The organism is Pandoraea iniqua (assembly GCF_902459685.1).
GTDB lineage: Bacteria > Pseudomonadota > Gammaproteobacteria > Burkholderiales > Burkholderiaceae > Pandoraea > Pandoraea iniqua.
This window is the reverse complement of sequence record NZ_CABPSF010000003.1, coordinates 141,800-165,438: the sequence shown is the minus strand read 5'-3', so window position 1 is coordinate 165,438 and position 23,639 is coordinate 141,800. Positions and strand designations below refer to the sequence as shown.

Genomic DNA, 23,639 nt, shown 5'->3' with positions numbered 1-23,639 from the left:
GAAACGATGATGGAAGATACCGAATTCGCCGCCATGCCATCACAGGCGGCACAACCCAAGCACGATGCCCATGCGGTGCCGTCGCCGATGTTCGACCTGCGCGACGTCTCGTTCAAGGCGGGCGAGCGTACGTTGCTTCACCCCCTCACGCTCACGCTGGCACCGCGCCGTGTGATCGGATTGATCGGCCACAACGGCTCGGGCAAATCGACGCTGGTCAAACTGCTGGCCCGTCAGCAGGCGCCGGCCAGCGGCGAGATTCGCTTCGAGAACACGCCGCTGGGCGACTGGCAAGGCAGGGCGCTGGCGCGCAAGATCGCCTATCTGCCCCAGCACACACCACCCGCAGCGGGACTGCGCGTGCGCGAGTTAGTGCGTTTCGGACGCTATCCGTGGCACGGACCGCTGGGGCGCTTCTCCGCACAGGATCTGGCGCGCGTCGACGAAGCCATGGAACTCACCGGCGTCTCGCGCTTTGCCGATCGTCTGGTCGATACGCTCTCGGGCGGCGAGCGCCAGCGCGTCTGGCTCGCCATGCTCGTGGCGCAGGACGCCGACTGTCTCTTGCTCGACGAGCCCATCGCCGCGTTGGACGTTGCGCATCAGGTCGAGGTGCTGTCGCTCGTCCAGTCGCTCTCGCGCACGCGGGGTCTGGGTGTGGTGGTAGTGCTGCACGACATCAACATGGCCGCGCGCTTCTGCGACGAGATCGTGGCGCTGCGCGGCGGGCGTTTGTGCGCCCGGGGTACACCGGGCGAGCTCATGACGAGCGAGCGGTTGGAAGACATCTACGGCATTGCCATGGTGGTGATGCCGCATCCGCAGACCGGCGAGCCGGTTTGCGTCGTCCGTTAAGTTTCACGATTGGGGAAATTGCCATGACCGACCGTTCCACGGGTCAATCGCCAGACTCGCCTGACAAGACACGCATCGGCCACGAGTTGTTCCGGCTGTTCCGGCCCTTCCTGCCGATGAGCCTGTTCTCCACCGTGATGGGCGTCGTCGCCGGTCTCACCACGGCATGGCTGCTCGCGACGATCAACGACGGCCTCCATTCGCCCGACGGCATTACCGGCAAGACCATCGTGACCTTCGTCGTGCTGTGCGCGGTCACGCTGTCCGGCAACGCGATCTCCGGCGTAGGCAACAGTGTGATCGGCCAGAAGATTATCGCGGCGCTGCGCAAGGACCTCTCGGCGCGCATCGTCTGTGCGCCGATCGCCGAAGTCGAGCGGTACCGCGTTCACCGCTTGCTCGCGACGCTCAACAGCGACGTCGATACGGTGAGCGCCGTGACCTTCAACTTCCCCGGCTTCATGACGGCCGTGGCAATTGCGCTCGGTTGCGTGGCCTACATGCTGGTGCTCTCGCCGCTGCTGTTCTTGTTTGCGCTCGCGGCGATCCTCATTGGCCTTGGCATCAACCACTACGCCTCGCTGCGCTGGGACTTTCACTACCGTGGCGTACGCGGCGCGCAGGACGAGCTCCAGAAGCAATACCGCGCCATTACGGAAGGCGCCAAGGAATTGCGCCTGAATCGCGCGCGCCGTCAGCGCGTGTACGGCGAGCAGTTGTCGGGTGCCGCCGATCTGATCGGCGAGCTCAAGAGCCGCGCCATGCGCCTGTACTACGCGGCCAACGCGATGGGCGGCATGCTGTTCTTCGTGGTGATCGGGCTCATTCTGCTGCTTCAGTCGAAGCTTGGCGTGGACTCTCGCGTCGTCAGCGGCTTCGTGATCGTGCTGCTGTATATTCGCGGCCCCATCGAGATGATTGCGGGCGGCTTGCCGACGCTGATTCAGGCGCGCGTCTCGTTCCAGCGCATTGCCGAGCTGACGAGCCAGTTCCGTAACCGCGAGCCGCGCCTGCTTGACGGCCCGGCAGCGGGAGAGGCGGCATTCCCCGCGATGCAGACGCTGGCTCTGCGCGGCGCGACGCACGTATTCCCGGCGGCGGGCGACAGTGCGCCGTTCCAGCTTGGGCCGATCGATCTCGAAATTCGTCGCGGCGAGACGCTCTTCATCGTGGGTGAAAACGGCTGCGGCAAGACCACGTTGATCAAGACGCTGCTCTCGCTTTACACCCCGGGCCAAGGTGAGCTGCTGGTCGACGGCAAGACGGTCCCGGCGGAACAGCTCGACGGCTTTCGTCAGCAGTTCTCGACAGTGTTCTCGGATTACCACCTGTTCGACGATCTCGTCGCGAGCGATGCCCAGACGATGGCGCACGCACAGGCCTATCTCGAGCAGTTGGGGCTGGCGCACAAGGTGAGCATTGTCGACGGCGCGTTCTCGACCATCGACTTGTCGGCCGGTCAGCGCAAGCGTCTGGCGCTGGTGCATGCGTATCTCGAAAACCGTCCGTGGATGGTGCTCGATGAATGGGCCGCCGACCAAGACCCGACATTCCGCCGCTACTTCTATCAGGAGATGCTGCCGGACTTCAAACGTCAGGGCAAAACGCTGATCGTCATTTCGCACGATGACCGGTATTTCGGTCTGGCAGACCGCGTGGTGCGCCTGCATCAGGGACGCATCATCGAAGAAGCCAGCGGCAGCACGTTCGCCTACGAGACGCATGTCGGTGCGTCTGCGAATGCGCCGGTGGATGCGCCGGTGGAGTGAGCCGGACGATGCGGGCACAACAGCTACCGGGCAATGGGCGCTGGCCGGTGGATGTCGACGTCTGGCATGTGGCGCTCGACGGACGCCGTGAGCCCGATGCGTATCGCTATCTCGATGCGGACGAACTGGCCCGGGCAGGGCGGTTTCGCTATGACGTCGACCGTTATCGCTTTGCCATGACGCGTTCGGTACTGCGGGAGCTATTGGGCGAGTACACCGGGGCGATGCCCGCGGCGGTGGGTTTCGCACAGGGGCCATATGGCCGTCCGGAACTGGCAACGCGCCCGGGTGAGTTGTCGACGTTGTCGTTCAACGTCTCGCATACGGGCAACGGCGCGCTGATCGCCGTCTCCCGGACGCGGTGTGTCGGCGTCGACATCGAGGTGAAACAACGCGCGCTTGACTGGCGCGAGCTTGCACCGCTCGTGTGTACTGCCGCGGAGCGCGCGCAGATCGAGGCCTTGTCACCGGCGGCGCAACCCGACGCGTTCCTTCGCTGCTGGACGGCCAAGGAAGCGATCCTGAAAACCCTCGGGCTGGGCATTACGGAAGGCTTGCTGTGCCTGCATGTCGATGTCGCGGACTTCGCCGAGCAGCAACCTGTTGTCATCGAAGCACCGCGCTTCGAAGCCGCTGCCCGGCTGCGGTTCCGGTGGTTTGACGATCTACCCGCGTGTCAGGGATGTCTGGCGTGGGGACAAGACGCCTGACAATCCCCCACGGCCTCATGCATCGCTAAAAATCACCCGCACTTTGAACGTGTTCAGCTTACCCGCCAGATTGGGCGGAGGGGACGGCATGGCAGCGTGCTGCACGGCAGCGATGGCCGCCTGATCCAGCGTTGCAACACGCCCGGGCCGGGAGACGTGCACGTTCGATACCACGCCATCCTGATAGGCAAACTCGACGTCGATATTGGCTGCCAACCCCATACCCCGCAACGCCATCGGATAAACCACGGCCGCTTGCACGGCGGCGCGCAGCTTCGCGATGAAACGGTCGTCCGGCCCCGGTGCCACGTTCGAAGGCGATGCCGCCGGCGTTGGCGCGGCGGCAGCAGATGGCGCAGGCGGAGCATCCGCGCCATCCACCGTCTTGATCGGTGGCGCCTCTGCATGCGTCGTTTCGTGGGCGGGCTGAGGAGTCTTGTTCACCGGCGACACGACTGGCTTTGGTGTCACTGCGTGCTTCACCGGCACGACCGGCTTGGCGGGGGATACCACGGGCGCTACCGGCTTCACGGCAGGTGCCGCCTCGGGCTCCGGCGCAACCATCGACAGCATCACCGGAGCGGCTACCCGAGCGGGCGGCGGCGTGCCACGCGAAAGCCAGCCGGTCGCAAAGCCCAGCAGGATCGCCTCCACTGCCAGTGCCGTCGCCATGGCCCGCCACGGCCAGCGCCCCTGACTTTGAGGGAATGGCAAACCGGGGGCGGGCAGTGCGCCGCTGGCAGCCTGCGAATGGCCCACGACTTCCGATTGATAAATCGTGGTCATGGCGCCTCTTTCGCAGCAATGCCGATCTGCGTGACACCCGCCGCGCGGCACGCGTCCATCAGTTGGGTCAGTTGCTGCACATTGGCGGCCTTGTCGCTCGCGATAGTCACCACCGTATGCGCGGGATCGTGCGCACGCAGCGTGGCGCTCAGGGCGTCGAGCGTGACCGGATGCTGGTCGGTTTCAACGCTGCCGTCAGCGTGCAAAGCGACAAGCACCTTGGGGTGAGGCAAGTCCTGCGCCGTCGAGCTTCCCGGCAGCTTGGCCGACATGCCCATCGACGGAATCATCTTGAGCGTGATCATGATGAAGAACACCAGCAGAAAGAACATGATGTCGATCATCGGCACGACTTCGATGCGCGCCTTTCTCGTTTCGAAATATCGCATCGCAGGCTCTCAGGCAGAGGCACGTTCGTGGCGCAATACCACGCCCGTCGGCTCAACCGCCTGCTGTGAGGCGCTGTGACGGTTGAGCAGCAGGCGCTTGAGTGTATCCATCTGATGCACGGTCTGACGCACGGTGTCCTGCATCGCGTTGAAGAACCACAGGTGGCTCATCGCAATGGCCAGACCGCACGCCGTCGCGACCAGCGCTTCGGCCACGCCGGAGGTCACCTGCGTGGGATCGCCGCCCGCAGCACCCAGCACATCGAACGCGTGGAACATGCCGACGATGGTGCCGAACAGGCCCAACAGCGGCGCGACGGTGATGACGGTGTCGAGCACCCACAGGCCGCGATCGACACGCGGCACTTCCAGATAGATGGCTTCGTCGATCACCGCTTCCATATCGCCGCCGTGAACGCGCTTGAGGTTGTGCGCGTAAGCGTCGAGCAGACGGCCGTGCGGCAAGCCCGCAGCGGCGGCGCGTAGTTCGTCGGCATCGTGAACGTCGATCATCGGTAACGCACTGACCGCCGTCACGATGCGCTCACCGCCCCGGAACGTACGACGCAGGCGCAGTCCGCGATCCACGATCACGGTGATGCCGACAAATGCCAGCAGGACCATCAGATAGAGCGTGCCGCCGGACGACATGGCCAGTTGGTTGATTTGAGTCAGATCCATAAAATCTCCTTGCAATGAAATTCGCACCGGCCGCGCCAACCGGCGGCCAGTGATCGGCCGATCGGTCAGATTTCGGCGCGCAGGTTGACGTAGAAGCTGCGGCCCGGCACGAAGTAATAGAGGAACTGGTTCGCGTCGGTGCCCTTGCTGGTATCGGTCGCGGCCGGGCCGAGGTTGTCGGTAATGCGGTGGGTGTCGAACAGGTTGTCGACGCCGAACGACACCCGAACCTTCTTCAGGACCGAGCTGAGGTTGGTGAAGTCGCGCGCGACCATCATGCTCGTCACGCTATAGGGGCCGACCTTGTAGATCGAGCCGTCCGCCGCACCGTTGCTGCCCTGATACATCGAGCCGACGAACTTGGTGTTGATGCCCGCGTGCCACGGCCCCTGATCGAAATTGAGGGCGATGGCCGCGGTGTATTGCGGCACGAAGGAGATGCGCTGGCCGGACTTCCAGATCTGCGAGCCGGTGCCGTCCTGCGTGTACGTGGCGTTGTTGAGCGAACCGTTGGCGTAGAACGAGAAGCCGCTGCCGAGCAACACGTTACCTTCCGCTTCAAGGCCGGTGTAACGCACACCGCCTGCGTTGAAGTACGTGGCATTCGCGCCCGAGCCGTTCTTCGTGATGTAGTTGCTGAACTCGATCAGGTACGCGTCGGCATTGAACGTGAATCGATCCGCCTTGAACACCGTACCGATCTGGTAGGCCATCGAGGTTTGCGGCTGCACATTGTTGTTACCCGACGGATTGGCCGAGTACAACGTGTTCAGGTTCGGACCGAGCGCACCGCGCGAAACCTGCGCATAGCCCGACCACAACGACGTGAAGCGGTAGTTCACGTCCAGACTCGGCAGCACGCTGTCCCACGACTTGGTGGCGGAGGTGCCCGGCAGGTTGTTCTGCAACACGCCGGCCGACAGCGAGCGCTCGAAGTGCTGATAGCGAATGCCCGGCGTGACGGTCAGGGCGTTGGTCGCCTTCCACGCGTACTGCGAGAACGCCTGCGCCGTGTTCACCTCATCGACCATGTCGTAGTAGGTGTTGCCGTAGGTGGCGTTCTGTTTGACCGACTGGCCGGTGGTCGCGTCGTAGGCGAAGCGATTGCGCGGGTTGCGCGTGTGTTCGACCCAGAAGCCGCCGGTGAACGTGCCATAGGCGTCTGTGTGCGTCGCCGCCAGCGTATCGCCGTACGTGCGGTATTCGTTGAGCTTCAGTGCGCCCGCAATATCGGTGCCCGACTGACCGGCAGAGAACGGCTTGGCCGCGCTGAGTGCCGAGAGCGGCGACGACGTGTTGTCGCCATTCAGTTCATGGCTCAGGTTGTAGTAGTAATACGTGTACAGCTTGTTGCTCAGGCCCCAGCCGTTGTCGAAGTCGTGTTTGACGTCGATATAGGCGAATTCGGTGTTCTTGTCCTGATAGTTATAGCCGTAGTAGTTCGGGCTTTTCGGATCGGCGTTCAGCCCGTAGTTGTAGCCGTACTGCGCCACCTGATTGAGCGTGGCGCCGCCCGGGTTGTTGAAGTGGATCTTGTCGTACGCATAGACCCATGTCACGAGCGTGTTGCTGCCGATCGGCGTCACGCCCTTCAGGAAGATGTTCGTGTTGCGCACGCCGCTGTTGCTCAATGCGCCGTTCGAGTCGGTGCGCTGAATGTTCAGGAAGACATTCGAGTCAAGCAACCCCGGCATGATGCCGGTCGTGATGCCGAGGTTTTCCTGCCACGTCGCGTGCGAGCCGATGGTCTGCGAGTACTCGATCTTGCGCACGGGGCTCAAGGTCGGCGAGAACAGGTTCACCGAGCCGCCGAAGGTCGCATAGCCCAGCGTGGTGGCATTGCCCGGGCTTCGGTCGATGGTGACGCTGCCGATGGTGGCGGCCGGGAAGTACGACGTGGTGTGGTGCGAGAAGTCGTTGGTGTCGCCAAACGGAATGCCGTCGTACGTCACATTGAACTGACCGTCGGGAAAGCCCCGCAGCGTCTGGTTCTTGGCCTCCGACAAGCCGAGACCGTTGGGCGACGAGCTGCTGTAGCTCGGCGCAATGCGCAGGATCGCGCCGTAGTCCGCCTGCGGATTGATCTGATTGGCGATGTAGTCGCTGCTGATCTGCGTCTGGGGTGACGTGGCTTCGAGCGGGGCTTGCGTGAGCGCCTTCGCGGCGGCGGCGGTCGGTGCGTTGCGCGACTTGACGGCCGTGACGTTGACGGGCGCGCCCACGTCGGAGGCCGAGACATCGCCGATGTCGGTGGTTTGGGCCTGCGCCGTGCTGGCCAGCACGGCCAACGCGATAGCGGTGAGCGTCAGATGCGGCGTGCCGATGCGATGGAAACCGGGTGCGCGCGTCGTGTTGAGTTTCATGGCTTGGGATCGTTCTCTTTGGAAGTTGTGCCGGCCAACGTTGGCCGGCAGCCCTGATTCGTGGTGCTGCGTGATGCTGCGTGGTGCTATGTCGTGGCAGGTGCTACCGAAGGTTCAATCGGTGCCTTTGCCGAAGTTCAAGCCCGGGAGTGAGGTCGTACCTTCACGGCGAACGGCGTCGAGGGCGGTGGGCTTGAGGGCCAATGCCCGCAGCAGCGTGGGCGCGACCTGACGTGTCGAGACAGAGGCGTCGATTTCCTTCGCCTGAATATCCGGACGCGAGATCAGCAGCGCGACATGACGATCGTCGTCGTGAAAGCCGCCGTGCTCGGCGACCTTGCTGCCATGGGTGTAGATCACGCCGTACTTCGTCTCGATGGCGATGTCGGGCACCCGGCTGTCGCTGCCGACACGGCCCCAGCCGGCGGGCATGTCATTACCCGCGTAGACATGATCGATACCCAGCGCTTCGGCATTGGCCCGCAGCCCCTTGACAATCGCCTGCGTGAACTTCGGCTGCTTCAGCCACAAGAGGCCGACATCGTCGAGCGTGGCTTTCGCGAGCGCCTGCGGTGCGATTTGTGTGATGACATCGAGCACGCGCTTGCCGTCAATACGGCGCAGTTGCCCCGGCGCAATCGGCGACTGGCCGTGTTTGGCGGCAATGACGACGAGCGTCGACGCGTCGAGGTGCCGTGCGGCGAGGGCGTCGAGCACGCGTTGCAGCGACCCGTCGATCTGATCGAGCGCCGCGCCGATGGCGGCCCCGGGCGCGGCATGGGCGTCGCGGTAGCCGTCGCCGGACTTCTGCGCCACGCTCAGTTGCTGAAAGTTCATGCCGAACAAACGCGGCACACCGGGCGCCGCATTGCCAGCGGCGTCACGGCCCTCAATTTGTTTGAGCAGCGCGTCGACCTTCAGATTGTCGTAGGCAGGGAAGGCGTCGAGCTTCTCGCCGACGGCGGCAATTTCCGGGGTGTAGAGGTCGTCGACACCCTTTCCGCTCGGACCATTCACGAAGTCATAAGCGAGATGCTTGTCGGCCCAAGCGGTGCGTCCGCCAGCGGCGCGCACGACTTCGAAAACGGTATTCACGCGCATGTAGTTGTGCGGATAGACGGGGGCACACTGACGCGCCGGGGCGCGAGGCAGGCGGTCGGCATTGATGGCGCCGCCACCGTCGATGCGCTTCGGATCCAGATCGATGGAATCGTCGAAAACGACTTCAGCACCCCGTGCCGTGCCCGCACCGCAGTTCGCCCCCGCCGGGACAAGCCGCCGGTCGAAACTGTCGTCGTAGTACACGCCCGAGCTGACGGGGCTGGCACCGCTGATCAGCGCGACCATGCCCGGGAACGAATCGGACGGCGTCGGCGTGAGGGCGTTGCGATACATCACGCCGTGACGCGCAAGCGAAGCCAGCGCCGAGGTCGGATGCACGGTGACGTAGCGGGAAAGATCCTCCTCGTGCATGCCGTCGATACTGATCAGCAGCACCCGTTTCGCCGGGGTAAGCGGGTTAAGCGGGGTAAGCGGGGTAAGCGGGGCAAGCGGGGCAAGCGGTGCGGGTTGATCGGCATGCACGGCCCCTGAGGCCAGCGCGGCGCAAGCGAGCGCGAGCGCAGGGGCAACCATCGGGGCAAGGCGGAAAGTCTTGGCAGTCTGGGGCTTCATGGAGGTAGTGCATCCTCGGCGCAGCGCGCTCGGTTGGGTGGACCGGCCTGCTCGCCGGTGATCAGCGAGGCGAACTTTATGCGTCGCCCGTGATGCACAGATGAAGCAAAACTTGCCAACATGAACAGACCACGCGGGGGCATCTGGCGCGAACGGCGAACCTGTCCGGACGGAAAGGTTGGCGCCATTGGCGGGTCATCGGCGTCTCGTAGCCTCCTTCAGCGTATTTGCCCCAAACCCCGTCTCTCTCAATTCACCCGATCCACCCGATCATTTAAGGAATAAACCGATGCTTCCTCTTCCAGTGCCGACCCGCTACGGGCGTCCCTTCGTAGCCGCCGTGCTGCTGCTGAGCGCACTGCACGCGGTACAAGCGGCTGAACTGCCCCATGCCGACTATCTGAGCGGCGCAGGTCCCGACCTGACCGTGTTGGTGGCGCCGCCGCCTGCACCCGGCACGCTTGCCGCGGCAGAAGATCTGCGTCAGGTACTGGCACTCCAGCAGTCGCGCACCGCCGCACAACTGGCACTCGCCGATGGCGACACGCACAAGAGCGTGTTCCGCTTTGCGGATGTGATCGGCACCGACTTCCGCGCGGAACGTCTGCCGTTCACCGAAGCCTTCTTCAAGCGTCTGGCGAAGGAGGGCGCAGGACCGCTCAAGGCGGCGAAGGATTACTGGAAGCGCCCGCGCCCGTACAACGTGAGTGCCGAGGTGCACCCGGGCATCGTGACGGAGGGCACGTCACCGGGCTATCCGAGCGGGCACGCCACGTTTGCGTACCTGAGCGCGGTGATTCTCGCGGAGATCGTGCCGGAGAAGCGTGCGGATATCTTTGCGCGTGCGCAGGCCTACGCGCAGGGACGCGCGTTGGGTGGCGTGCATTACGTGAGCGACGTCGAAGCAGGGAAGGTGAGCGGTACGGTGATCGCCGCTGCCATGCTGGCCAACCCGGCGTTTCGCGACGATCTCAAGCGGGCAACGCGTGAGACCCGCGAAGCGTTGAGCCTGCCGCCGCTTCAGTAACCCGCCGGTCAGACGCTCGCCACGTCGGCAGTGCGCGAGGCGTCTGGCGTCTCGGCCATGTCGGTCTTGTCGCTCGCGTCGGTCAAGTCGGTCAAGTCGGCCGTTTCCGGCGAGACCGATGCCGCAGCAAACCGCAATGCGACGCGGCAGCCGGGCGCCGCGTCGTCGATCCGCATCACCGCGTTGTGAATCCGCGCCGTTGCCGCCACCACGCTCAGCCCAAGCCCGTGACCGGGCGTCGGCATACCGCTGACGCCCGCGCCGCGATAAAACGGTCTCAACACGGCGTCGCGCTCCGCGCTCGCGATCCCCGGTCCGGTGTCGCACACTTCCACCACGGCATGTTGGGGCGTCGCCATCACCCGCAGGCGCACCGTGCCACCGGCAGGCGTGAATTTGAGCGCGTTGTCGAGCAGGTTCTGGATGGCACCAAAGATCAAATCGCTGTCACCCAGCACCGGCGCACAGCGTTGTGTCTCGACCAGCAACGTCACCTTGCGCTCTTCGGCCAGCGGCTCGTAGAGATCGACAACGTCTTCGGCGATGCGTGCCAGATCAACGTGACGGAACTGCTCGCGACGCGAATGGGCGTCGATTTCGGCAATTCTCAGCAGCGCAGAGAAGCGCCCGAGCACGTGGTCGGTTTGCTCAAGGGCACGCTCGACGGCCGTGTCATATTCCTTGGCCGACGTCGCACTACGGCGGGCACGTTCCAACCCCGCACGCAAGCGGGTCATCGGCGTGCGCAGATCGTGCGCGATCCACGCACACACGCCGCGCAGCTCCGAGACGAGGCGTTCGATGTCGTCGAGCATCGTATTGACGAAACCCACCAGCAAATCGATATCGTCGCGTCGGCCGCGCGTCGGCAAGCGGCGCGTGAAGTGGCTCGAGATGATGTCCTGACACGACTCTCGCAACTGGCGAACCCGCTGATTGGCGGCGCGGTGCAAGGCATAGCCGCACAAGGCGCCGAGCAAAATCGTCGCCAGCAGACCGCCGAATGCCACCCGCACGAGCATGTGATCGAAACGGTCGATATCGTCGACGGCCTGCCCGACGATCACGCGATTGCCATCGGGCATGGTCGCCATCATGGCGCGATAGGGACGCGCCCACGTATCGCCTTCTTTGTCCACTACCGACTGGACATAGCGGTAAGCGTGCCAGTCGGGTTGACCTTTCGGCATGACGTCGATGTTGCCGGCCAGCCGTTGCCCGCTGGCACTGAACAGGCCGTAGGGGCGCATGTTGGCCGCCTCGCGGTGGCTGCGCTCCGTAATGTTGGTGCGTGCGTCGGCGGGCGTGCGCCGGATGAGTTGCGTGCTTTCACGCTGGAGGCGGGCGTCGACCAGATCGGTCAGGTAGCCCATGGTGAGCCAGTAGACAACGGCAAACAAAGTGACGACAGACACGATGAAGATGGCGAAAATCGGTCCGGCGCCCCAAAGGCTGCGCAGAAAGCTGCGCTCAGTCATTGGCATGGAGAACATAGCCGGTCCCGCGAACGGTGTCGATCATCGCCGAGCAGGCGCCGTCCAGAGAAATCTTCTTGCGCAGCCGGGCGATGTGCACATCGATGACGTTGGTCTGCACGTCGTGCTGATACTTCCACACCGATTCGAACAACAACGCGCGCGTGACCACTTGATTGGCGTTGCGCATCAAGTATTCGAGCAGGCGCATTTCGCGCGGCTTGAGCACGACCGGCACCCCCGCACGCGTCACGGTCCCGTTGTGGCTGTCCAAATGCAGATCGCCGACACGCAGGGTGGCGCTCACGTCGGTATCGTTATGCCGGCGTAGCAGCACGTCGATACGGGCGGTGAGCTCGTCGAAGCTGAAGGGCTTGGTGAGGTAGTCGTCGGCACCATTGCGCAGGCCGCGCACACGTTCGTCGGTCGCGCCCAGTGCCGAGAGCATCAGCACAGGCGTCTTGATGCCGACGTTGCGCGCCGTCGTGAGAATCGACATGCCGTCGATTTCGGGCAGCAGCCGGTCAAGCACCACACAGTCGAATTGCCCGTGCAGCATCTGTTGTAAGCCGATGCCGCCCGTGCCGGCGAGTTCGACGGAAAAACCGTGCTCGCCGAGCGCCGATACGATCTCGTGAGCGACCTTGGCGTCGTCCTCCACCACCAGAACGCGGTTGGCCGTGCAGGCACCGCCAGCGTGCGTGGACTCAACGGTGGGCACGCGCATAGGTCGTCTCGGGTCTGAAGGGTGACCGGAGACTCTATGGCAACTGTATGAAAAATTCGTGACAGGGCAATTCGAGGTCAAATCATGAAAAGTATACGAATTTTAATAATTGTATAATCCACGCATCACTCATCCCTGCCTGAAGCGCGAACTGACGCGCGGACCTCCGTGACCACAAGCGAAACCGCTTCAATTTCCACCGCCGAACGCGCCTACGAAGCCATTCGCCAGCAGATTCTGTCGGGCGAATTGCAGGAAGGGGCACCGATTCGTCAGGACGATATTGCCGCGCAAATGGGCGTGAGCAAGATCCCGGTGCGCGAGGCGCTCATGCGTCTGCAATCCGAGGGCTGGGTGACGCTCAAGCGCAATGCGGGCGCGTTCGTGACGCCGCTCACGGCGAGCGACTGCGTCGAAATGCTCGACCTGCGCATCGCGCTGGAATGCCGCGCGCTCGAAATTGCCGTGCCCAACATGGCACCCAGCGATCTCGCCCTCGCACAAGAGTTGCTCAAGCGCTATGAGAAGGCCGACACGCCGCAATCGTGGAGCGACCTGAATCTCGCGTTTCACCAAGCGCTGTACGCGCCCGCCAATCGTCCGCGGCTGGTCGCCACCGCACAGGCCGCGCAAGAGCGCATGGGCCGCTTTCTGCGCACTCACCTCTCCGCCGTCAACGACCATCAACGCTCCTACGACGAGCACTTCGCGATCCATGAGGCCTGCGCAGCCGGGGATACGAAAACCGCCGTTCGCCTGCTGCGCAAACATCTGGAACAAACGCAACGCGAAGTGATGGCGTATTTCCGGCTGAGCGGCAAAACCGCCGCCTGATTCCCTGCGCGTTCTCTGCGCTTTCTCTGCGCTCGGCACTTCACACCGCCCCCGTTTTCAGCAGTGTGAGAAATTGATTTATTCAAATCGTATACGAAATCAATAAATGATATACGGACGCAATTTTGTTCGCGTATAGTCGAGTCGACCGGGAGTCCACGTACCCGGGAGTTCGGGTCGTCCCGCTAGGGAATTCGGACCCGCGATTTGCCGCGTCTGCCTTACTGCGCAAGGCGTTGCGAGTCGCCATGCCATTGCGCAGACATGCCTCGTGAGCCTGTTGTTTTCCGAGGCTAGGACTTTCCCTGATTGGACGTCGCTCCCGATTGTCGGACTTCAAATGATGGGTGTAATGTCCTTACATGTATATACAAAGTAAGGCGTACTACTGATCGCATCTATCAGGAGAATTTCATGGCCGAGTCGCAGAGTCTGCAAGGCGCCAGTGTTTGGCAGGGGACCGAAATGGTCAATCACGATCGTTGGGTGAAGACCTTCCCGGCCATCGTGCTCGAACAAATCGACGCCGCGCTGAAAGCGACGGAGAACGTCGATTGGCGCGATATCAACCGTCACAACTTTCCGCTGCCTGACGCCACGGCGTTCTTTGACGACGTGCGCGAAGAACTGGAAAACGGTTCCGGCATGGTCAAGATTCGCGGCCTCGACGTCACCCGTTACAGCACCGAGCAACTGCGCCGCATGTGGTACGCGCTGGGTGCGCATCTGGGCACGCCGATGTTCCAGAATTACCGCGGTGAAGTCATGCGCGAGATCAAAGACGAAGGCATGGGCGTCGGCGCGAAGCTCTATGGGGCCACGGTCGATAGCTCAGGCAAGCAATTCCTGTCGTCGGGCGCTCGCACACTCTCGCCGGGCCAACTGCGCTTTCACACCGATCGTTGCGACGTCGTCGGCCTGCTGTGTGTGCGACAGGCGTCCGAGGGCGGCGTGAGCAAGCTGGCCAGCAGCGCCACCGTCTACAACGAAATTCTCAAGCGCCGTCCGGACCTGCACGCGCTGCTGTGCCAGCCGATTCCGCGCAGCCGCTTCGGCGAAGAAGCCGGCGGCGAGCACGTCGCCTACGATCTGCCGATCTTCGGTGTGCGCGACGGTAAGCTCACCAGCCACTTCTCGTTGACCTACATCGAGAACGCCCAGATGCTGCCGGGCGTGCGCAAACTCTCCGAGGCCGAACACGAAGCCATTCGCATGCTGATGGCCGTAGCCGAAGAGCAATGCTTCGAGATGCGTTTCGCCCCGGGCGACATCCAGTTGCTGAACAATCACATCGTGTATCACGGCCGTACCGCCTTCAAAGACGATGTGCAAACCGGTCAGGACCGTATGCTGATGCGTCTCTGGCTGTCCATGCCGAACTCGCGCGCGCTGCCGGAAGACCACGCGGTGCTCTGGGGCGACGTCGCCTCGGGCAAGCCGCATGGCGGCATTGCCCAACCGGCCGCAGCACTGCCCGCATAACCGATCGACCCAACCCCAAGATGCTAGGAGACACCCCCATGAAACTGATCGCACGGCAAGACAAGATTCGCGCAACCCGCAAGACGGCGCCTGCGCGCGTGCTGCTCACCGCGCTCATGCTCGGCGGCCTCTGCACGACGGCCGTCGCGGCCCCGGACTTCGGCAAATGCGAAGTCACCGGCACGCGCGGCTCGGTGAAGCTGGAAACGGTCACGCCGGGCGCACTGTCGGTACGCCCCGTGCTGCCGGCACCGGGTTGGTGGAACGGCGACTCGCCGGAGACCATCAAGGACGGCTTCGAATACTGTATGGCCGCCAACATGGCCTATCGTGCAGGGCTCGATCGCGTGATCGTCGTCAACCGCTCGTTTGCACAGGTGATCGGCGGTCAGGCCAAAGGCTTCGACATCGCGCTCAGCGAGATCACGATCACCGACGATCGCAAGAAGGTCGTGAACTTCACCGATCCGTACTTCAATTCCGATCAGGGCATTCTCGTCAAGACCGGCACGAAGGTCGACAAGGACAGCATCAAGAAGCTGCGTCTGGGCGTGAAGCAAGGCACGACGATCCTGCCGTACCTGACCGACAAGGTGAAGGTCGCTGAACACCCGAAGGTTTATACGGACGCTGCCGCGATGTACGCCGCACTCAATGCCAATCAGGTGGACGCCGTGCTGTACGACACGCCGAACGTCCTGTCCATCGCGAAGAAGTCGGACGGCCGCTTCGAAGTCGTGGGCCGTTACGACACGAGCGAGCAGTGGGGCGGTCTCGTGAACAAGGATTCGCCGAATCTCGCCGCATTTAACAAGCTGATCGCCGAGATGAAGAAGGACGGCACGTTCGACCGTCTGGCCACTCAGTATCTGGTGCCGAGCCTCGGTGCCGATCCCGCGAAAGTGCCGGTACTGACGCCCTGAGGTCAACGAGTCCATGAGCGAACCCTCTTCTCAAAAGGCGCCCGGCGCGCTGATTGGTGCGATAGGACGCGAGCGGCGGCTGACCATCGGCGGCATGCCGTCGTCACCGTTCACGCTGTTTCTCATCGCATTGGTCGGTGCGCTCGTCGCCATCGTGGGCAGTGCCTTCACGATTGCCGCATTGCGTGAAGGCCTGCTCGGGAACCAGCTCGACGGCTGGTGGGTGCCCGTGGGCGCCGTGCTGCTTGGCCTCGCCTCGCTGATCGTGCTCGCACCGCTGGCGCGTGCCTTTCAGCGCTGGCGGGCGTTCAGCGATGCCGCAACCCGTCGCGACATCACGGCGGCGCGCGTGGCTCGCGCCGAGGCCGACGTGCAAAGCTGGATCACGCTCGGCTACACGCTGGCACAACTCATCATCGTGCTGGCGTTGCAGTTCGTGCTGGCGAACCATCTGGCCGTCGCGAAGACCTTCATTTTCCTGCCGCTGATCATCGAGACATTCCCGCTCGTGCTCACCGCGTTCTGGGTCAACGTGAAGATCTTCCTGATCGCCGAAGTCTTCGTGCTGATCTGGGGACTGGTCGTGGCGCTAGCGATGTTTGCGCCGGGCAGGGCAGGCAAGCCGCTGCGCTTCATTGCCACGGCGTACGTCGATATCTTCCGTGCCATGCCGGCGGTGCTGGTGATCTATCTGGTCGGTTTCGGTCTGCCGCTCACGGGCGTGCCGATTCTCAAAGATCTGTCGCTCACGACGTATGTGGTGATCGCGCTGACCCTGACGGTCGGGGCCTACGTGGCGGAAATCTATCGCGCCGGCATTCAGGGCGTGCACTGGAGTCAGGTCGCGGCCTCGCGCTCGCTCGGGTTGTCGTACAGCCAGACGCTGCGCTTCGTGGTGCTGCCGCAGGGCATCCGGCAGATCATTCCGCCGCTGCTCAACGCGTTCATCGCCTTGCAGAAGGACACGGCACTAGTCAATGTGGTCGGCGTGATCGATGCTTTCAACCAGTCGATGATCATCGCGTCGAATCACTACAACCTGTCGGCCGCCACGACCGTGGCCGTGCTGTTCATCATCATCTCGATTCCGCAGGTGCGTTTCGTGGAACGGATGGCGCAACGCGACCGGGCCCGCATGCGTGCGGGCGGGGCCTGAAGGAGCGAACGACATGTCATTCATCGAGATTCGCGACATCGCCAAGTCTTACGGCGAGGTGCCGGTCATCAAAGGGCTGACCCTGACGGTTGAGGAGCATCAGGTGGTCTGCCTCATCGGCCCGTCGGGTTCCGGCAAGTCGACACTGCTGCGCTGTATCAACGGGCTGGAGCCGATCGAGTCGGGCGAGATCCTTGTGCACGGCGACCGCATCACGGGGCCAGGTGTCGATGTCAATTCGCTGCGCCGCGACATCGGCATCGTGTTTCAGGGCTATAACCTGTTCCCGCACATGACCGTGCTCGAGAACATCACACTGGCGCCGATCCGGGTCTTGAAACAGCCCCAGCGCGACGCCGAAGATCGTGCGATGGCGCTGCTCGAACGCTTTGGTCTGGCGCACAAGGCGAAGGAGTATCCCGATCGCATGTCGGGCGGACAGCAGCAGCGCGTGGCGATTGTGCGCGCACTGGCGATGGACCCGATGGTGCTGCTGCTCGACGAGATCACGTCGGCACTCGACCCCGAACTGGTGTCCGAGGTGCTGAACATCGTTCGCGATCTGGCGCAGGAGGGCATGACCATGCTGCTCGCCACCCACGAAATGGGCTTCGCTCGCGAGGTGGCGTCGAAGGTCTGTTTCCTGTGTGACGGCGTGGTTTGTGAGGAAGGGCCGCCCGAGCAGATTTTTGGTGACCCGCAGCAAGAGCGCACCCGCGCGTTTTTACGTAGCATCCGGCAGGCCAAGCGACTCTGAGTAAGAGATTCGACTGACCGGCTCACCCATATTCGGGGACCTTCGGGTCCCCTTTTTTTGCGCCCAATTTTTGCGCCCAAATCAACGAAAGCAATTTCATCGCGACGGCATAAGCAAGTTCCAATCGATTGGCACGCCGCCGTGCCCCGTTATCTATAGTGGGTCGTCTCTTCCAACTAGAAGAATGGGGATTTCAATGAATCGACTGCTTCGACGGTTTCGCCCGCTCGCCATCCTGACGGCCTTTAGCGCCTTGGCTTTTTCCACGACCTACGCCGCGCCTGCGCTCGCGCAGTCCAAGGAAGTCGTGATCGCCTATCAAGACATGGTGGTCCCGTGGCGCTATGCGCAAGCGACCGGTGAAGTCGAGCGCGCTACCGGCTACAAGGTCACCTACCGCAAACTGGGGAGCGGCGCCGATGTCATTCGCGCACTCGCCTCTGGGTCGGTGCAGCTCGGCGAGGCCGGCTCCAGCCCGATTGCCGCCGGTCTGTCGCAGGGCGTCGATCTGTCGCTGTTCTGGATTCTCGACAACATCAACGACGCCGAGGCACTGGTGGCTCGCGACGGTTCGGGCGTCACTTCGGTCAAGCAGTTGAACGGTAAGAAGATTGGTGTGCCGTTCGTCTCCACGTCTCACTTCCACACGCTGGTGGCCCTTCAGGCCGCCGGTGTCGACCCGGCCAAGGTCAAGATCGTCAATCTGCGCCCGCCCGAAATCGCCGCCGCGTGGGAGCGAGGCGATATCGACGCGACGTACATCTGGGACCCGGTACTCGCCAAGGTCAAGAAGAACGGCAAAGTGCTGACGACGTCGGGGGCCATCGCGAAATCGACCGGCAAGGCCACGTTCGACGGCTTCGTCGTCGACCGCAAGTTCGCCCGCGAGAATAAGGACTTTGTCGACGGCTTCGTCAAGGTGCTTGCCGCCACCGATGCGAACTACCGCGAACATAAAGCCGCATGGACGGCGGGGTCGGCACAAGTGGCGGCGGTCGCCAAGGAGTCCGGCGCGAATGCCGACGAAGTTCCGGCAAGCCTCGCGTTGTATGCGTTCCCCACGCCGGCACAGCAGGCCTCGAACGTCTGGCTGGGCGGCGGCGCGCAGTCAGGTGCCGCCAAATCGCTTGCCGCGACGGCCGCATTCCTGAAGGCGCAAGGCACGATTCAGACGGAACTGCCGGACTATTCCGTGGGCGTCGATGCCAGCTTCGTCCAGCGTGCGGCACGTTGAGTTGGGTGATATGAGCCTTGCACTTGGCGCACCCCGTGCTGCGCGGATCACACCCGGCGTGAAAGGCGGCGGGTTGGATATCCGGCGGCTTCGTGTCGAATATGACGGCACGGGCGCGGGCGGCACGAAGGGAAGAGGGTTGAGAAGCGCGGCCACCAACGTCGCCCTCGACAACGTCAACCTGCGCATCGATACGGGCGATTTTGTCGTCGTACTCGGCGCGTCCGGCTGTGGCAAGACCACATTGCTCAACTGCATCGCGGGGTTTGTGCAGGCCAACGAGGGCGAGGTGCTGCTCGATGGCGTACCGGTCTCCGGCCCGGGCGCCGAGCGCGGGGTGGTGTTCCAGCGCTACGCCTTGCTGCCGTGGCTGAACGTGGTCGACAACGTCGCGCTCGGCCTTCGCTTTCAGGGGGTACCGAAGGCGCAGCGCCGGGAGTCGGCACGCCGCACGCTGGCACTGGTCGGCCTTGAGCGGCATGCCGAGGCGCGGGTGGATACGCTGTCTGGCGGCATGCAACAGCGGGTCGGCATCGCGCGCGCACTGGCCAACGATCCGCGCGTGCTGCTCATGGACGAGCCGATGGGCGCATTGGACGCCATGACCCGGGAAACTATGCAAGAGCTAGTGCTCGACATCTGGGAGCGCACGCACAAGACAATCTTCTTCATCACGCACAGCGTCGAAGAGGCCCTGTTTCTCGCCACACGCATCATCGTCATGACCCCCAGCCCGGGGCGTATCGCCGAGAGCCACGATTTGCCGTTCTCGCGGCAGTATCTGGCGTCCCGCGATGCGCGCGCCGTCAAGTCCTCCGCCGACTTCATCGCGTGGCGCGAGAGACTGGTGCAACGCCTGCGTGAGCCCGTCCCTGATGCTTCGACCGCTTCGACAGTCTGACCTCCATGGCATCCGAAACTACTGTGTCAAATGTGGCGACCGTGCCTAACACGCACGTGGTGCCTCCCGTGCAGCAGGCATCGCAGACCAACCACAAGCGGGCGCGGATCTGGCGTATGCCCGGAGAAGGGCCGACGGCCGGTCTGAGCGTCGCTGCGATTGTGGCGATTGCTGCCCTGTGGTGGATATCGACACACATGCGCTGGATTCCACCGCTTTTCCTGCCGGCACCCGAAGCGGTGTGGCGGGCTTTCCTTGATGCCGTTCACGGCCGGATTCAGGGCGGACTGCCCTTGTCCGAGCATTTCGCGTGGAGTGCCTTGCGCGTATTCGGCGCATTCTTGCTGGCGACCGTCACCGCCGTCCCCGTGGGCATTCTGATGGGGGTGAGCCGCATCGCGCGTGGGTTGCTCGACCCGGTGCTGGAGTTCTACCGGCCGTTGCCGCCGCTCGCCTACCTCCCGCTCGTGGTCATCTGGTTCGGGATCGACGAGACCGCCAAAATCGTCGTCATCTATCTGGCATGCTTTGCGCCGATTGCGATGGCGGCGCGCGCCGGCGCCCGAAGTGCCACGACCGAGCAGATCCACGCCGCGTACTCGCTGGGCGGCAGCTTCGCGCAAGTGGTTCGCCACGTGATCCTGCCGGCGGCATTGCCGGAAATCCTCACCGGATTACGCATCTCGATCGGCTTCGGCTGGACGACACTGGTTGCGGCCGAAATGGTGGCCGCAACGGCGGGCCTCGGCCAAATGGTGCTCAATGCATCGAGCTTCCTTCGCACCGACGTCGTGGTCATGGGGATTGTGCTGATCGGCGGCATCGCGTGGTGTTTCGACCTCGGCATGCGCGCACTGGAGAGGCGTCTCGTGCCGTGGCGAACGCGCTGACTCACGTCGGCCGCCGCGCCGATCAGGTTTGATGGCGGTGTTGTTCGCCTTGGGACAACCGCCAGCGCACCAGATCGTCCGCGCCCGGTCCTTCCTTGACGGCCAGATCATCGGCGCTCACCGGCTCGCCCGTCGCCTGATCGATAAACGTCCACCGGACCTCGGCCCCGGTGTTTCGGTTCACGAACGTCATCGGCGGGGCCGAGGCACCAGACATCTCCAACTTGTCGCCGATCTGAGCGAGCACCGGCAGTAACGCTGCAACCGCTTTGCCGCTGGGCGTCAGCAGATATTCGAATCGCTCGGGGTTCAGCTGATAGCGCCTGCGCTCGACGAGGCCGTTAGTCTCCAGATGCTTGAGACGGTCGCTGAGCGTCGCATTGGTGATGCCAGACGACTGGCGTAGCTCGTCATATCGCCTGAGCCCCACGACTAAGTCGCGCAGAATCAACACGCCCCATCGGTCGCCGAGCGCCGCCATGACACCAGCGATCGAACATACCATGCCGTCGAAACCTTTTGAGCGCATGCGCAGTTTCCCCTGAGTAGGCCGCCCGTTATCAGTCAGCGGGTCTCATTATAAGAGTCACGTTCACTTCGCGTCATTGAAAGTGCTTGCAGCGCGAATTAGTCACTCTTATTATAAGAGCAACAAATTCACCCGAGGATGCGTGTTTCGGTCCCCGGGGAGTGTCCCGTCCAGCTACGTAAGGAAACACGCATGTCCTCCCATTCCATTTCCCGGATCTTCGTCGTCGGCGGCACCGGCGCACAGGGCCTGCCCATCATCAACGCGCTCGTCGCCGACGGTAAATACGCCGTTCGCGCGCTAAGTCGCGACCCCGAGTCCCGGCGGGCCAAGGCGCTGCTCGCGCTCGGCAACGTTTCGATCCTGAAAGGCACGTTTGCCGACGAAGCCGTGCTGCGGGAAGGCTTCCGGGGCTGCGATGGGGCTTACATCAATCTCGACGGGTTCAACACTGGCGAGAAAACAGAGATGTATTGGGCCATCCGGGCCTACGAAATCGCACTGGAGGAGGGCATCAAGTTCTACGTGTACGGCAACCTCGACTACGCATTGAAGAAGGCGGGCTACGACTCGCGCTTCCGCGTCGGCCACTATGACGGCAAAGGGCGCATCGGCGAGTGGATCCTGTTCCAGAACCAGACCAACGGCGAGCGAATGGGCGCGGCGGTGTTCACCACCGGGCCGTATATGGAGATGGCCATTTCAGCCATGACGCCCATGATGCCGTTCGTGGAAGACGGTGTGCTGACGTGGCGCGTACCACTCGGCAATGGCGCTGTGCCGCACGTTGCCTTGGCCGATTGCGGCTACTACGCGCGGTGGCTGTTCGACAATGCCGAGCGTGCGAACGGGATGAACCTCGAAGTTGCGATCGAGCCCGTCGAGTACCACCAACTCGCCGAAGCGTTCGAGCGGGTAACGGGGCATCCGGCGCGTTACATCGACACGGATCTGGACACCTACTGGAACGGCCCGCTCAAGACCGCCGCACTCCGCCCCGCCGGCTACAACGCCGATCCGAACGACAACAGCACGATGAGCTTCCGGGACAACTTCACCGGCTTCTGGAATGTCTGGAAACACAACGTGATCCAGCGCGACTATGCACTGCTCGATGAAATCCATCCGAATCGCATCCGGACGGTTGAACAGTGGTTGCGACATGAGGACGCGCGCGGCCGGCAGCAAGGACTCGGGAGCCTCTGGGAACGGGTGCAAGCGGAGACGATGTTCAAGTCGCCGCCGCTCCTAAAGTTGCTCGAAGACGGCGGAAAGGGCGCGCTGTGATGCGCAGAGTGCGCGCCCGTCCGATTCAACCGGCGACGTCAGAACGTATGACGCACCCCGGCCATCACCCCTAACTGGTTCACCCCCGCGTTCGGCGAGGCACCCGCGCCACCTTGGCTGAGGGTGTACGCCGCACGCGCAGCCGGTTTGCAGGTACACGGCCGAGCGGCGGGAGAGCAGCCATGTGCCACGCAGCGCGGCAATGGTCCCACGGGTATCGTGTTGTGCATTCACGATGCGATACACCCCGCCGTCGATCACATACTGCGGTGCCAATGTGTACGACGCCGTCAGATAGAACATGTCCGAGTTGACCCCGGGCAGCCCGGCCGCATCGGTGCTCACGCGCCGTCCGAGCCACCCGCCGCCGACCTTCCAGCTACCGCCTTTCACATAGCCGTTGAACTGAATGCGCGTGTCGGTTGCACCGCTGCCGGCGATGGCCACGGGTGCCACGCCGTCGAAGAAGTTTGCCGCCGCGCCCGGACCGCCGCGCTGTTGATCGTAGGCGGTGGCAACGCCGAACGACGCCGTGTCGTAGCGCAGCATGGCCGACCACTGGCGGCACGCCGGTGAGCCGTTCGCCCCTGTGCCGTTCCCCGCGCAGGTGCCTTGGCCCGGCGAGTTGCCCGTGCCACCGTTGTCGCGGCCGAACGACCACGTCGCGCCGAACGTCAGGCCCTGCCACGTCTGTTTGTAGGCGACGGTGTTATCGCTGCGGGCATTCGGGATATACGCGTCGAACGACCCCAGCCCGCCGTAGATGTCCGGCCCGAGAATATCCGCGTCGGACAGCGCCCAGAACGTCATCGAATACTGGCGCCCGAAGCTCAACGTTCCCCAGTCGTTCTGCAACCCAACCCACGACTGGCGGCCGAACAGCCGTCCCCCCTGATTCACATCGCCCGCGCGCACATTGAACCCGTTCTCGAGCGTGAACAACGCGTGCAAGCCACCGCCGAGATCCTCGGTGCCGCGAATGCCCCAGCGTGAGGGCATCGTCCCTGTGATGCCGGGTACGCGCCAGACGCTATCGCCCGTGGGACCGGCGTGCGTCACGAATTCGATGCCCGTGTCTAGCACGCCGTATAGCTGGATGTTGCTCTGTGCGAATGCCGGACTCACGTTCAAACAGGCGAGCGCGGTCGCCGTTGCGCCAACAAGGCGCACCGTTGCTGCTTTCATTGCTG

Annotated in this window: 21 protein-coding genes and 1 pseudogene; 13 read left to right on the top strand and 9 right to left on the bottom strand. The window is 63.4% G+C overall.

Annotated features, from left to right (window positions below; all coding sequences use genetic code 11):
• Positions 1-33: 33 nt before the first annotated feature.
• From PIN31009_RS11945 to PIN31009_RS11935, 3 genes are read left to right on the top strand one after another with little or no spacing between them, the layout of a single operon-like run.
• Positions 34-855 (top strand): ATP-binding cassette domain-containing protein, encoded by an 822-nt coding sequence (locus PIN31009_RS11945; protein WP_150790866.1) that lies wholly within the window; start codon positions 34-36, stop codon positions 853-855.
• 23 nt (positions 856-878) lie between these two features.
• A complete protein-coding gene (locus PIN31009_RS11940; protein ID WP_150790394.1) occupies positions 879-2,624 on the top strand; it encodes a cyclic peptide export ABC transporter in 1,746 nt (581 codons plus the stop codon).
• An 8-nt stretch (positions 2,625-2,632) separates the two neighbouring features.
• Positions 2,633-3,334 (top strand): 4'-phosphopantetheinyl transferase family protein, encoded by a 702-nt coding sequence (locus PIN31009_RS11935; RefSeq protein ID WP_150790393.1) that lies wholly within the window; start codon positions 2,633-2,635, stop codon positions 3,332-3,334.
• Between the two features lie 15 nt (positions 3,335-3,349).
• On the opposite strand, the gene PIN31009_RS11930 is transcribed toward PIN31009_RS11935, so the two are convergent.
• The 5 genes from PIN31009_RS11930 to PIN31009_RS11910 form a co-directional block, all read right to left on the bottom strand.
• A complete protein-coding gene (locus PIN31009_RS11930) occupies positions 3,350-4,120 on the bottom strand; it encodes an energy transducer TonB (RefSeq protein WP_150790392.1) in 771 nt (256 codons plus the stop codon).
• The gene (locus PIN31009_RS11925; RefSeq protein ID WP_150685453.1) at positions 4,117-4,509 is read right to left on the bottom strand and encodes an ExbD/TolR family protein; all 393 of its coding nucleotides are present in this window, start codon (positions 4,507-4,509) and stop codon (positions 4,117-4,119) included. Before PIN31009_RS11925 ends, PIN31009_RS11930 begins: the two co-directional genes overlap by 4 nt.
• Before the next feature lie 9 nt (positions 4,510-4,518).
• Positions 4,519-5,190 carry a MotA/TolQ/ExbB proton channel family protein gene (locus PIN31009_RS11920; RefSeq protein ID WP_150790391.1) on the bottom strand — a complete coding sequence of 224 codons (672 nt, stop codon included), beginning with the start codon at positions 5,188-5,190 and terminating at the stop codon, positions 4,519-4,521.
• Positions 5,191-5,255: 65 nt separating this feature from the next.
• Positions 5,256-7,553, bottom strand: a complete 2,298-nt coding sequence (locus PIN31009_RS11915) for a TonB-dependent receptor (protein WP_150790390.1) — start codon at positions 7,551-7,553, stop codon at positions 5,256-5,258.
• Between the two features lie 114 nt (positions 7,554-7,667).
• Entirely contained in the window at positions 7,668-9,227 is a 1,560-nt protein-coding gene (locus PIN31009_RS11910; RefSeq protein WP_150790389.1) for an alkaline phosphatase family protein, read from the bottom strand.
• 289 nt (positions 9,228-9,516) lie between these two features.
• Here PIN31009_RS11910 and PIN31009_RS11905 point away from each other — a divergent pair, with 289 nt between their 5' ends.
• Entirely contained in the window at positions 9,517-10,254 is a 738-nt protein-coding gene (locus PIN31009_RS11905) for an acid phosphatase (RefSeq protein ID WP_150790388.1), read from the top strand.
• An 8-nt stretch (positions 10,255-10,262) separates the two neighbouring features.
• Here PIN31009_RS11905 and PIN31009_RS11900 read toward each other — a convergent pair whose 3' ends face one another.
• The gene (locus PIN31009_RS11900; RefSeq protein WP_174997129.1) at positions 10,263-11,738 is read right to left on the bottom strand and encodes a sensor histidine kinase; all 1,476 of its coding nucleotides are present in this window, start codon (positions 11,736-11,738) and stop codon (positions 10,263-10,265) included.
• Positions 11,725-12,456, bottom strand: a complete 732-nt coding sequence (locus PIN31009_RS11895) for a response regulator transcription factor (protein WP_150790386.1) — start codon at positions 12,454-12,456, stop codon at positions 11,725-11,727. Before PIN31009_RS11895 ends, PIN31009_RS11900 begins: the two co-directional genes overlap by 14 nt.
• Before the next feature lie 168 nt (positions 12,457-12,624).
• On the opposite strand from PIN31009_RS11895, the gene PIN31009_RS11890 reads away from it, so the two are divergent.
• From PIN31009_RS11890 to PIN31009_RS11855, 8 genes are all read left to right on the top strand, one after another.
• Positions 12,625-13,290: a GntR family transcriptional regulator gene (locus tag PIN31009_RS11890; RefSeq protein ID WP_246185630.1), complete on the top strand. Its 666-nt coding sequence runs from the start codon at positions 12,625-12,627 to the stop codon at positions 13,288-13,290.
• A 414-nt stretch (positions 13,291-13,704) separates the two neighbouring features.
• Positions 13,705-14,772 carry a TauD/TfdA family dioxygenase gene (locus PIN31009_RS11885; RefSeq protein ID WP_058378729.1) on the top strand — a complete coding sequence of 356 codons (1,068 nt, stop codon included), beginning with the start codon at positions 13,705-13,707 and terminating at the stop codon, positions 14,770-14,772.
• Positions 14,773-14,810: 38 nt separating this feature from the next.
• The gene (locus tag PIN31009_RS11880; RefSeq protein ID WP_246185629.1) at positions 14,811-15,695 is read left to right on the top strand and encodes an ABC transporter substrate-binding protein; all 885 of its coding nucleotides are present in this window, start codon (positions 14,811-14,813) and stop codon (positions 15,693-15,695) included.
• Between the two features lie 13 nt (positions 15,696-15,708).
• A complete protein-coding gene (locus PIN31009_RS11875; protein WP_217426791.1) occupies positions 15,709-16,851 on the top strand; it encodes an amino acid ABC transporter permease in 1,143 nt (380 codons plus the stop codon).
• A gap of 13 nt (positions 16,852-16,864) precedes the next feature.
• Positions 16,865-17,608, top strand: coding sequence for an amino acid ABC transporter ATP-binding protein (locus tag PIN31009_RS11870; RefSeq protein ID WP_150685460.1), 744 nt, complete (start codon positions 16,865-16,867; stop codon positions 17,606-17,608).
• A gap of 196 nt (positions 17,609-17,804) precedes the next feature.
• Positions 17,805-18,842, top strand: coding sequence for a taurine ABC transporter substrate-binding protein (gene tauA / locus PIN31009_RS11865; RefSeq protein WP_246185628.1), 1,038 nt, complete (start codon positions 17,805-17,807; stop codon positions 18,840-18,842).
• Positions 18,843-18,852: 10 nt separating this feature from the next.
• A complete protein-coding gene (locus PIN31009_RS11860) occupies positions 18,853-19,743 on the top strand; it encodes a taurine ABC transporter ATP-binding protein (protein WP_150790384.1) in 891 nt (296 codons plus the stop codon).
• Between the two features lie 41 nt (positions 19,744-19,784).
• A complete protein-coding gene (locus tag PIN31009_RS11855) occupies positions 19,785-20,633 on the top strand; it encodes an ABC transporter permease subunit (protein WP_425495483.1) in 849 nt (282 codons plus the stop codon).
• A 22-nt stretch (positions 20,634-20,655) separates the two neighbouring features.
• Here the strand turns inward: PIN31009_RS11855 and PIN31009_RS11850 are convergent, their stop codons facing one another.
• Positions 20,656-21,162, bottom strand: coding sequence for a winged helix-turn-helix transcriptional regulator (locus PIN31009_RS11850; protein WP_087687489.1), 507 nt, complete (start codon positions 21,160-21,162; stop codon positions 20,656-20,658).
• A gap of 192 nt (positions 21,163-21,354) precedes the next feature.
• Between PIN31009_RS11850 and PIN31009_RS11845 the strand changes: the two genes are divergently transcribed.
• Complete coding sequence (locus PIN31009_RS11845; RefSeq protein ID WP_150790382.1) at positions 21,355-22,449, top strand: NmrA family NAD(P)-binding protein; 1,095 nt, start codon at positions 21,355-21,357, stop codon at positions 22,447-22,449.
• Between the two features lie 38 nt (positions 22,450-22,487).
• Here PIN31009_RS11845 and PIN31009_RS11840 read toward each other — a convergent pair.
• Positions 22,488-23,634 (bottom strand): annotated as a pseudogene (locus PIN31009_RS11840) (porin).
• Positions 23,635-23,639 lie beyond the last annotated feature (5 nt).

What these genes read in the sequence shown, in the direction of transcription:
- PIN31009_RS11945 (WP_150790866.1), top strand. Translation starts at nt 34, where the DNA reads ATGCCATCACAGGCGGCACAACCCAAGCACGATGCCCATGCGGTGCCG.
- PIN31009_RS11940 (WP_150790394.1), top strand. Translation starts at nt 879, where the DNA reads ATGACCGACCGTTCCACGGGTCAATCGCCAGACTCGCCTGACAAGACA.
- PIN31009_RS11935 (WP_150790393.1), top strand. Translation starts at nt 2,633, where the DNA reads ATGCGGGCACAACAGCTACCGGGCAATGGGCGCTGGCCGGTGGATGTC.
- PIN31009_RS11930 (WP_150790392.1), bottom strand. Translation starts at nt 4,120, where the DNA reads ATGACCACGATTTATCAATCGGAAGTCGTGGGCCATTCGCAGGCTGCC.
- PIN31009_RS11925 (WP_150685453.1), bottom strand. Translation starts at nt 4,509, where the DNA reads ATGCGATATTTCGAAACGAGAAAGGCGCGCATCGAAGTCGTGCCGATG.
- PIN31009_RS11920 (WP_150790391.1), bottom strand. Translation starts at nt 5,190, where the DNA reads ATGGATCTGACTCAAATCAACCAACTGGCCATGTCGTCCGGCGGCACG.
- PIN31009_RS11915 (WP_150790390.1), bottom strand. Translation starts at nt 7,553, where the DNA reads ATGAAACTCAACACGACGCGCGCACCCGGTTTCCATCGCATCGGCACG.
- PIN31009_RS11910 (WP_150790389.1), bottom strand. Translation starts at nt 9,227, where the DNA reads ATGAAGCCCCAGACTGCCAAGACTTTCCGCCTTGCCCCGATGGTTGCC.
- PIN31009_RS11905 (WP_150790388.1), top strand. Translation starts at nt 9,517, where the DNA reads ATGCTTCCTCTTCCAGTGCCGACCCGCTACGGGCGTCCCTTCGTAGCC.
- PIN31009_RS11900 (WP_174997129.1), bottom strand. Translation starts at nt 11,738, where the DNA reads ATGCCAATGACTGAGCGCAGCTTTCTGCGCAGCCTTTGGGGCGCCGGA.
- PIN31009_RS11895 (WP_150790386.1), bottom strand. Translation starts at nt 12,456, where the DNA reads ATGCGCGTGCCCACCGTTGAGTCCACGCACGCTGGCGGTGCCTGCACG.
- PIN31009_RS11885 (WP_058378729.1), top strand. Translation starts at nt 13,705, where the DNA reads ATGGCCGAGTCGCAGAGTCTGCAAGGCGCCAGTGTTTGGCAGGGGACC.
- PIN31009_RS11880 (WP_246185629.1), top strand. Translation starts at nt 14,811, where the DNA reads ATGAAACTGATCGCACGGCAAGACAAGATTCGCGCAACCCGCAAGACG.
- PIN31009_RS11875 (WP_217426791.1), top strand. Translation starts at nt 15,709, where the DNA reads ATGAGCGAACCCTCTTCTCAAAAGGCGCCCGGCGCGCTGATTGGTGCG.
- PIN31009_RS11870 (WP_150685460.1), top strand. Translation starts at nt 16,865, where the DNA reads ATGTCATTCATCGAGATTCGCGACATCGCCAAGTCTTACGGCGAGGTG.
- tauA (WP_246185628.1), top strand. Translation starts at nt 17,805, where the DNA reads ATGAATCGACTGCTTCGACGGTTTCGCCCGCTCGCCATCCTGACGGCC.
- PIN31009_RS11860 (WP_150790384.1), top strand. Translation starts at nt 18,853, where the DNA reads ATGAGCCTTGCACTTGGCGCACCCCGTGCTGCGCGGATCACACCCGGC.
- PIN31009_RS11850 (WP_087687489.1), bottom strand. Translation starts at nt 21,162, where the DNA reads ATGCGCTCAAAAGGTTTCGACGGCATGGTATGTTCGATCGCTGGTGTC.
- PIN31009_RS11845 (WP_150790382.1), top strand. Translation starts at nt 21,355, where the DNA reads ATGTCCTCCCATTCCATTTCCCGGATCTTCGTCGTCGGCGGCACCGGC.